The organism is Rhodopseudomonas sp. B29, from assembly GCF_000333455.1.
Taxonomy (GTDB): domain Bacteria; phylum Pseudomonadota; class Alphaproteobacteria; order Rhizobiales; family Xanthobacteraceae; genus Rhodopseudomonas.
Genome location: NZ_BADD01000057.1, coordinates 1 through 9,185 on the forward strand (window position 1 = coordinate 1; position 9,185 = coordinate 9,185).

A 9,185-nucleotide genomic window follows, 5' to 3' on the forward strand; every position below is an offset into this window, starting at 1 on the left:
GCGCTTTCGTTGGGGCGCAGCTTCTCGAGTTGCATGACGCAGACGTCGGGCCTGCGATACGAAGCGAGCTTGGCGACACGTACTTCGCTAACGCTTATTTGACGTCTGCAGTTGCGATTGCCGGGCCTATCATCGCTTGGCTATTGATCTCGCTTCGAAGACGTCAGATCGATCGCTAGAATATTGTCTGACGGCGGAAGGGCTCCTGCCACATCTGCAACCTCATGGTGAGGAGGCGCGTAGCGCCGTCTCGAACCATGGGCCACAAGTATCTCGTGGCCTCAGCCTTCGAGACGCCTCGGCTACGCCCTGCGGGCTACGTCGGGGCTCCTCAGGATGAGGACACAGCGCGCTTGGAGGGCTTGAAGAATGACGGGGTTTCAGTGGTTCGCGCTGATGTCACCGGTGCTTCTCGGGGCCATCATGGTGGCGGTGGGCCTCTTCGAGACTTGGCTCGACGGCCACGGTGGGGCGCGATAGGCGAAGGGCCCGGCGCATCACGCCGAGCCCTTCCTAGATCAGGTATCAGCCGGCCTGTAAGCCGGGTTCTGGAGGGCGCCGCGTCCTTGCGGGCGCGACGCGCGACGGCCATTCCTCTGGGACGCTGTTTGCACAGCGCCTCGAGCAACCTACCCGGACGGCGGGTTTGACATCACCCTGCGGAGTTATCGCTGCAAGCAGCGAACTATCCGCGATGCCGTCCCTATTCGGTTTTGCTCCCGGTGGGGTTTGCCGTGCCGTCGCCGTTGCCGGCGACGCGGTGCGCTCTTACCGCACCTTTTCACCCTTACCTCGCCTTCACCCTTACGGGTTACGGCGCAGCGAGCCCGAGGGCTTGTCGCGCCGAAGCAGCGAAGCTGCGTAGGCGGGCGGTTCGTTCTCTGTGGCACTTTCCCTGGGGTCGCCCCCGCCGGACGTTATCCGGCACCGTATGTCGATGGAGCCCGGACTTTCCTCCCCCGCAGCCTTTCGGCCGGTGCGGGAGCGGCCGTCCGGCCGACTGACGCGCTAGCCATGGGGGCTGCGCGGCGCGGCGTCAAGCCGCCTCGCCTCAGAGCGGCGTGACGTCGACGTGCAGCACCGCGGCCTGGCCGTCATCGACGGCGGCGAGGCCGCGCCGGATCGCGGCATCGAGTTCGGCGGGGTCGGACACGCGCTCGCCATAGGCGCCGAACGCGGCGCCGATCTCGCAGAAGCCGCGGCGTTCGCCCTGGCGCCCGGAGGCGAGGCGCGACTGGAACGCGTCGCTGGCCTGCGCGATGCCGTTTGGGTAGACGCGCTGCACCGAGGACTTCACCGCCTGCCAGCCGCCATTGTCGATCACCACGGTGAAGATCGGCAGCTGCTCGGCCTGCGCGACAGCATAGACCGAATCCGGCGCGGAGAAGTGATAGGCGCCGTCGCCGATGATCTGCACGATGCGGCGGTCGGGCTGCGCCAGCTTCAGCCCCAGCGCCGTGCCGCCGCTGAAGCCGAGGCCGCCGCCGGCGAGGCCGACATAGCTGCCGGGCTCGGTGCGGTGGAGCTGTTGCTGCAGCACCGGCGAATTGCGGATGGCTTCGTTGACGACGATGTCGGTCGGCTTGAGCTGAGCATCAAGCCGCGAGAACAAGTAAGCGGGCGTGATCGGCTTGTCCGCCGGCTGCTCGGCCGCGGCGGTGCGGCGCTTGGCGGCGGCGTCGCGCGCCGGCGCCCAGCTTTCGATACGAGCGGCGACGCGGGCGCGGTAGGCGTCGTCGGCCTCGGCTTCGACGATATTGAGCACCTGCTGCAGGATGGTGGCGCAGTCGCCCTGAATGCGCACATCGGTAGCGAAGCCCCACATCGCGATGTCGGCTTTCAGCGCATCGACGTCGATCTGGATCCAGCGCTTGTGCTTGGCCTGCTTCAGCATCTGCGGCAGGAACGGCACGTCGACGTCGAGCAGCAGGCCGAGGTCCGCGTCCGCGATCACCGGGCCGGGATCGAAACCAGCGAAGCAGGGCGAATCCTGCGAGGTGTTGAGGTCGATCGATCCGGACTCCACGATACGGATGCCGCAGGTCCGCGCCAGTCGGTCGAGCACTGCCACCGCTTGATGGTTGCGGCCGAGATAGGCCGTGAGGGCCACCGGATTGTCAGCGCTCATCAGCTCGCGCGCGATCGCGGCGGCGCGGGCCGGCTCGATGCCGCCGGCGCGGACTTCGCCGTAGCGCGCGGCCGGGTAGGGCGGCATCGCCGACTCGTCGTGCTCCTCCGCCAGCGTCTCACGCGGCAACAGCATGTAGACCGGGCCCTTGGGATCGCTCTGCATGAAGGCGGCGGCGCGCGACAGCGCTTCCTTGACGACGACGCCGGAGGGCAGCGAGTACTCCCACTTCACATAGGGTCGCACGATGCTGCCGGGATCGAAGCTGTCCTGAATGAAGTGCACGTAGGTGTCGCGTGAGCCGGTGAGCTCGCCGTGGATGCTGAACGGCGCGCGGCCGGCGAACAGCATCACCGGCAGGCGATAGCGGAACAGGTTCTGGATCGCCATGCAGGCATTGGCGGTGCCGGCATCGACATGCACGAACACCGCCTGGCCGCGCCCGTTCGCCAGCGCGTAGCCGGCGGCCATGTGCACGGCGACGACCTCGTGCGGACACAGGATGACTTTCGGGTGCGGCCGCCCGACGCTGTCCCAGCGCGCCAGCTCCTCGATCAGCGAGACGTGGTCGGTGCCGAGATTGGCGAAGATGTAGTCGACGCCGAGATCGACGAGGCCTTCGAGGAAGTAATGCGCGGCGCTATGGGAGGTCATGCGATGTCAGAGCTCGAGCGGAAGGTCAGAAGGCGGCCTGGGTGGCTTGTCCGGCGACGATGTACCAGGTGACGAACAGGCCGCAGATCAGCGCGCCGGGCAGGGCGCTGCCGGTGCGGCGCCAGGTGAAGGTCGAGATCAGCGCGATGATAGCCAGCAGCGGCACGAACTGGATGGTGATGATGGTCGACAGCGGGATCACCGGCGAGGTGGGGAACGGGTTGATCAGCTTGCCGCCGAGCCACATCGCCAGATACTGGCCGCCGACCAGCACGACGAATCCGAGCGACAGCGCCAGGACCGTGGTGGCGTAATGGCCGAGCGCGGCAGCGCCCGGACGGCTGAAATTGCGATGCAGCGCGCTCAGCGCGACGATGAAGAACAGCGTCAGCGGCACCAGATAGATCAGCATGATCAGCGCCTGATTGGCGTTCGGCAGTTTCAGCGCCACGATCCAGATGCGGAAATCGACCTTGAACAAGACGTCGGCGAGCCACAGCGACAGATAGCCGACTGCGACTGTGACGATGGCGATCAGCAGCGATGCGCCGATGACGCCGCTGCGCGCGGGCGCCTTCGGGATCAGCGGCAGCAGCGCCAGCGTGATCGCGGCGTTGATCAGCGCCCACAGGGCGATCTGCGTGGTGAACAGCTGCGGCAAGAACTTCGACGCCGGCAGGAAGGTGTTGCCGAGCGCGAAGGCCGGATAATAGGTGATCGCCGGGATCAGCGCGGTGAGCCAGAACGCCGCCCACCAGCGGCCGTCCGTCTGCGCCGGCGCGGATCCTCCACGATCGGCGGTGGTCAGGCGCAGGGCGGCGAAGGGCGAGGTCGCGAGCAGCAGATCGAAGGTGCCGAGCAGCAGCACGATGAAGCCGATGAAGGCGATCAGCGTGCCGATCTCCTTCCAGCGCCAGATCTGATCGCTCGCCTGTAGCGGTTTGCCGCCGCTCAGCGTTTTGGCGAACCAGTCGAGGCTGTACCCGATCGCTTCCTCGGAGAAGTGGTCCGAAGGATGCGTGATCGCCGGCGTGTAGAGCACGCGCCCGGTGCCCTGGGCGATGTCGCCATAGACCTTGCCGGGCTCGATCGGCGCCGTGACGCCGAACACTTTTTGCAGCTTTGGCGCTTGCGGGACGTTCTTGGCGTATTCGCTGCCCCACATGATCCCGGAGAATTCGTCGTATTGCGAGAACACCACCGCGAGATTGCGCGGCCACGTCGGCGTGCCCTCGGCGGCGAACGGCTTGCCGGTCGACGAGCCCTCGAGCACGATCGCCTTGTAGGCGTCCGGCATCGCCGAGGCGGCGGCGAGCACGGTCCAGCCGCCCATCGAATGGCCTTCGAGGCCGATGTTGGCCTTGTCGACGTAAGGCAGGCTCAGCAGATAGCGCAGGCCATCGGGGCCGCCGAATCCATACGCGTAGGTCGGCGGATCGCTGTAGCCGTGGCCCATCTGGTCGATGGCGACGACGACGTAGCCGCGCCGCGCGAATTCGATGGCGAAGCCGTCCTGCGTCTCGCGCGAGTTGATATAGCCGTGAACCGCGAGGATGCCGGGGGCGGGCGTCTGCTCGGTGGCGCCTGCGGGAATGTAGACGAGGGCACTCATGGTGTTGCCCTTGGCTCCCTTGAAGCGCACGTCCTCGATGCGGATGCCGCCGGAAGTCTGGATGAAATGCGCCAGCAGCGCGCCGCCGAGAATGAGCACGGCGCCGAGCGCCGCCAAGGTCCAATGACGTTTCATGATCGTGTCCCCCGGAATAAGTTTAGGCGCTCGGCTTGTACCGATCCGCCGATACCGGTGGTCCGGGCTGACGAGGTCAGGCCGGACCGCGCATAGTTGTTGTGTTGTGCAACGGATGTTATCCAACCAGCGCCGGGCGGCGCTGATTGGCATCGACCAACTTTCCTCGCAACTGATCGAGCAGCAGCTGCGGATCGAGCGGCAGCTCGTTGCCGCGCCAGGCGATGTGGGTGTCGGGGCGGACGATCAGCAGGTTCTCGGGCGAGGGAACGTTGGCCTTGGCGGGATCGACATCGACCACGCTCAGCGGCGTGTGCGACTCCGCCGCGGCTTTGGTGAGCGCCGTGACGTCGATGCGCGGGTCGAAGCGGATCAGCGTATAGGCCGGGCCGAGCGTATCCAGCAGAGAGCGGCCATCAGCCAGCCAGGCGTGCGGGGCGCGGGCGCCCGGCACGGTGGAGGCGGTGAAGTAGCCCATGCTGTAGGCCGGCGGTGCTTCGCCGTCGCTGACGATGATCGGCGAGCCCTCGTAGTAATAGCCGAAGTTGAGACCGCCGCAGCAATACTGCTGGACGTTGAGGTCGTAGGCGGCTTGGCCGATGCGCGCGCGCGTCGCGTCGCCTTCGGGGCCGTCCTGCTCGACTTCCGGCGGCACGGCGCGGCGCTGGCTCATCACCGCCAGCGCATGGTTCATGGCGAAATGCGACACCTGCTCGGTGATCGGCTGGCGCTCGGCCTCGTAAGCGTCGAGCATCTTGGGATCCGCCCAGCCTTGCAGCACGCCGGCCATCAGCCAGCACAGATCGACCGCGTCGGCGATGCCGGCGTTCATGCCGTAGCCGGCGTAAGGGATCCACAGATGCGCGGCATCGCCGCAGATAAAGACGCGGCCGTCGCGGAAGCGATCGGCGACGAGGCGGCGGCCGACCCAGTCTTCCTTGCTGAGGATGTCGTACTTGAACTTCTCATCGACGCCCAAAATGGTGCGCAGCGCCCAGTCGCGATCGACGCTGTCGAACTCGGTCTCCTCGGCGGCGAGATGATTGTGGATCAGCCAGTTGTCCTTGCCGTCGATCGCCACGGTGGTGCCGCAGCGGCGCGGGTTGAGGGTCATCGTCATCCAGGCCGGCTTCTGGGTGATCAGCTCCTTGAGCTGCGGCGCGTGGATGTAGGTCGACTGCACGCGCTGCACGACATCTGTGCCGGACAGCTTGGCGCCCATGGCGCGGCGGATGGTGGAGCGGCCGCCGTCGCAGCCGATCAGATATTCGGCGGCGATGCTGAAGGTCTCGCCGCTGTCGAGATTGCGCGCGGTGGCGACGACGCCGTTCGGCGTCTGTTCGTACTTTTCGATTTCGGTGCGGGTGAGGATGCTGATCTCCGGCCGCTCCTGCGCGCATGCGAACAGGATCGGTTCGAGATAGATCTGGTTGATGCGATGCGGCGGCTCCGGCGTCGGCCAGTCGGTGTCGGGGCCGCCGGTTGCGGTGTAGCGCTCGGCGCGGGACGGGATCGGAATGCGGCTCAGCTCGCGGCCGACGACGGCGGTGCGATAGGCGCAGTCGTTGGGAAAATCGGCGGGCAGGCCGGCGTTGCGCACGCGCTGCACGATGCCGAGGCGGCGGAACACTTCCATCGAGCGCGCCGAGACGTGGTTGCACTTGACGTTCGGCGGCTCGCCGGCGCGGCGGATTTCCGCCACCACCACCTTGATGCCGCGCGAGGCCAGATCCATCGCGGCGGTGAGCCCGACCGGGCCGCCCCCGACCACCAGGACCTGCGTATCAATCGTCTGCATGTCGATCTCTCACTACTCGAATGATCAGGTTCGTTCGGCGGCCGGCATTGCGCCGGACCGGGTTTCTTCGGGCGCGCCGACGACGCGGCGCATGCCGAGCATCGCCAGTGCGACGATCACCAGCGCCGAGCAGAGCTGCGGCACCGCACTGGCGTTGAACAGCGACGGGATGCCCCAATGCGCGGCTAGCATCATGCCGCCCATCGTGGCGCCGAGGATCGAGCCGAAACGGCCGATGCCGAGCGCCCAGCCGAGACCGGTGGCGCGGATGTAGGTCGGGTAGACGCGCGCCGCGTAGGCGTTGCAGCCGATCTGGCCGCCGATCACCGCGACGCCGGCGACGAACACCGCGGGCACCAGGATCGGCAGCGATGCACCGGCTAGGCCGATGGTGACGATCGAGGCGAAGCCGGCCAAGTACGTCGCGAACAACACCTTGTGGAAGCCGAGCCGCTCGATCGAGACGCCGAGCAGGACGGTGCCGAGCATGCCGCCGATCTGGAACGCAACGCCGACGGCGATCGCCGACTGGACGTCGAGCCCGACGCCATGGCCGAGTGTTGGCAGCCAGTTGTTGAGGAAGTAGATGTCGAGCATGTTCATGAAGAACATCACCCACAGCAGCAGCGTCGGCAGCAGGCGACCATGCGTGAACAGCTGCGGCAGCAGGAAGCCCTTGCCCTTTTCCTCGACGATGGTGAAGCGCGCGCCGGCAGCAAACTTGGTGGTCGGGTCGATGCGGCCGAGGAGGGCGCGGACCTGATCGTTCCTGGTGCCGCGCAGCGCCAGGATCGAGAGCGATTCCGGCAGCCAACCGATCAGGAACGGGCAGAGGATCAGCGGCAGCGCGCCGCCGATGATGAACACGACCTGCCAGCCGTGGGTCGGGATCAGCTTCGCGGCCGCAAAGCCGCCGATCGCCGAGCCGAGCGACACCGTCATGAACATCAGCATGATCAGCAGCGTGCGGCGGCGCTGCGGCGCGTATTCGCCGGTGAGCGCGATCAGGTTCGGGAGCACGCCGCCGAGCCCGAGGCCGGTGACGAAGCGTAGCATCAAAAGTTCGGAGACGTTGCTGGTCCAGCAGGTCGCCAGCGTGCCGAAAGCGAACACCAGCACGCCAGCGATCACCAGCCATTTGCGACCGAAGTAATCGGCGAGACCGCCGAACACGAACGAGCCGACCATCACGCCGAACAGCGAGGCGCCGAAAACCGGGCCGAGCGCGCCGCTGGCGAGGTGCCAATCCTTGGATAGCGCCGGAGCCACGAAGCCGAGCGCCTGCGCGTCGAAGCCGTCGAGCCCGACGACGAGCGCGCACAGGATGATGGTTCTGATCTGAAATGACGACAGCGGCCGCTCGTCGATAAAGCGAGCCACATTGATGGCCTCGGCCACGCGCTCCTCCCCGTTCATTGTCGTTTTTTGCTTAGCCGCGCCTCCACCGACGGGCGGCGAGGCGCGAACGCGACTAATTTGCAAAATCTGAACTCTCGGGATTAGACGGAAAAATTTGATATATTCATGAGGTCACCTTATGAGTTGGCCGCGGGTGGGAGGTCGCTGTATCGGCGTGCGCTGCCCTCGCTCAAATCGACAGACGATCAGGTGTGCTGATGATTCCGACGATGCGGCAGCTCGAGGCGCTGGTGGCGGTGTATCGGCTGCGCAGTCTGACCAAGGCGGCGGCCGAATTGCGGGTCACCCAGTCGGCAATCAGCCTGCTGATCCAGCAGCTCGAACAGAACTTCTCCCTCAAGCTGTTCGACCGCACCACCCGCGTGCTGCACCCGACCGCGGCCTGCGAGGACGCGGTGCCGATCGCCGAACGTATCCTCGCCGGTGCGCAGGGGCTCGACCGCCACATGCGCGATCTGGTCGAGGTCAAGACCGGGCGCATCGCGGTGGCGGTGTCGGCCGGCGTTGCGTCGGCGCTGCTGCCGCGCGTCGTGGCACGCTATCGCGCCGACTATCCGGATGTCGGCATCGAGCTGTTCGACGTTGCGCCCGACGAACTGCTCGAATTCGTCATCCGCGGCAATTGCGATCTCGGCATCGGCAGCATCGAGAGCGTCGACACGCCCGAGGTGAAGGTCGAGACGCTGATGCAAAGTTCGCTGTCGGCGATCGGCCTGAAGGACGGCCGCTTCGAGAAGCGGGCGCGGCTGACCTGGGAGGAGGTCGTCGGAGGCCAATTGATCGCGATGCGCCGCGGTACGCGCATCCGCAGCCAGATCGACGAAGCGCTGGCCCGCACCGGGCGTCGGCTCGAACCGGCGTTCGAAGTGTCGCTGATTACCACCGCCCTGGCGCTGACCGCGGATGGGGTCGGCACTAGCATCCTGCCCGCGCATATGTTGCCAGTCGGCCAATTCCCCATGCTGGCGGCGGTGCCGCTGACTCGCCCGAACATCGTGCGCCATGTCTCGCTGATCAGCCGCGCCGCCTTCGTGCTGTCGCCGGCAGCGCGCCGCTTCGTCGAGGCCGCGAAGCTCGGCATGCGCCTGTAAGGCCCGATTAGCGCACGTGGAGCGGCGCGACGGCGACAACATGACGCGGGCCGGCGCCGGCACCGTCATTGCAACGCCGACAAACAGCCGATTAGCGTCGGCTCTCATTGCCAGAGCGACTCGATCCAGAGTCGCGGCCGGGCTGTTATTTGGAAGAGGGCTAGCGATGTTTGGTTCGCGATTGGCGCGGTCGGCTTTGATCATAGTGATAGGCGCGCTGGCTATTCCGGCGCAGGCGGGCGCCGCATCGCTGCTCGGTGCGCGGCAGAGCGGCGCGGCCAGCGCAGTGGTCCAGGTTCGCGACGGCTGCGGTCCCGGCATGCGCTTCAGCGAGCGGCGCCAGGCCTG

6 protein-coding genes and 1 other RNA gene are annotated in these 9,185 nt (G+C 66.7%); 2 read left to right on the forward strand and 5 right to left on the reverse strand.

Going from position 1 to position 9,185, the window contains the following annotated elements:
- Positions 1–521: 521 nt before the first annotated feature.
- The 5 genes from rnpB to I5M_RS01875 all read right to left on the reverse strand — a co-directional run bounded on the left by rnpB (position 522) and on the right by I5M_RS01875 (position 7,725).
- Positions 522–1,004: RNase P RNA component class A (rnpB, locus tag I5M_RS30825), an RNA gene on the reverse strand.
- A gap of 47 nt (positions 1,005–1,051) precedes the next feature.
- On the reverse strand, positions 1,052–2,782 hold the full coding sequence (locus I5M_RS01860) for a thiamine pyrophosphate-requiring protein (protein WP_022719848.1): 1,731 nt from the start codon (positions 2,780–2,782) through the stop codon (positions 1,052–1,054).
- A gap of 25 nt (positions 2,783–2,807) precedes the next feature.
- The gene (locus tag I5M_RS01865) at positions 2,808–4,529 is read right to left on the reverse strand and encodes a S9 family peptidase (RefSeq protein WP_022719849.1); all 1,722 of its coding nucleotides are present in this window, start codon (positions 4,527–4,529) and stop codon (positions 2,808–2,810) included.
- 118 nt (positions 4,530–4,647) lie between these two features.
- Entirely contained in the window at positions 4,648–6,327 is a 1,680-nt protein-coding gene (locus I5M_RS01870) for an FAD-dependent oxidoreductase (protein WP_022719850.1), read from the reverse strand.
- 24 nt (positions 6,328–6,351) lie between these two features.
- The gene (locus tag I5M_RS01875) at positions 6,352–7,725 is read right to left on the reverse strand and encodes an MFS transporter (RefSeq protein ID WP_031335032.1); all 1,374 of its coding nucleotides are present in this window, start codon (positions 7,723–7,725) and stop codon (positions 6,352–6,354) included.
- A gap of 218 nt (positions 7,726–7,943) precedes the next feature.
- Here I5M_RS01875 and I5M_RS01880 point away from each other — a divergent pair, with 218 nt between their 5' ends.
- Both I5M_RS01880 and I5M_RS33300 read left to right on the forward strand, forming a co-directional pair.
- Positions 7,944–8,837, forward strand: coding sequence for a LysR family transcriptional regulator (locus tag I5M_RS01880; protein ID WP_031335034.1), 894 nt, complete (start codon positions 7,944–7,946; stop codon positions 8,835–8,837).
- 166 nt (positions 8,838–9,003) lie between these two features.
- The coding region (locus I5M_RS33300; RefSeq protein WP_210161607.1) for a hypothetical protein at positions 9,004–9,185 on the forward strand (182 nt) is incomplete at its 3' end.

What these genes read in the sequence shown, in the direction of transcription:
- I5M_RS01860 (WP_022719848.1), bottom strand. Translation starts at nt 2,782, where the DNA reads ATGACCTCCCATAGCGCCGCGCATTACTTCCTCGAAGGCCTCGTCGAT.
- I5M_RS01865 (WP_022719849.1), bottom strand. Translation starts at nt 4,529, where the DNA reads ATGAAACGTCATTGGACCTTGGCGGCGCTCGGCGCCGTGCTCATTCTC.
- I5M_RS01870 (WP_022719850.1), bottom strand. Translation starts at nt 6,327, where the DNA reads ATGCAGACGATTGATACGCAGGTCCTGGTGGTCGGGGGCGGCCCGGTC.
- I5M_RS01880 (WP_031335034.1), top strand. Translation starts at nt 7,944, where the DNA reads ATGATTCCGACGATGCGGCAGCTCGAGGCGCTGGTGGCGGTGTATCGG.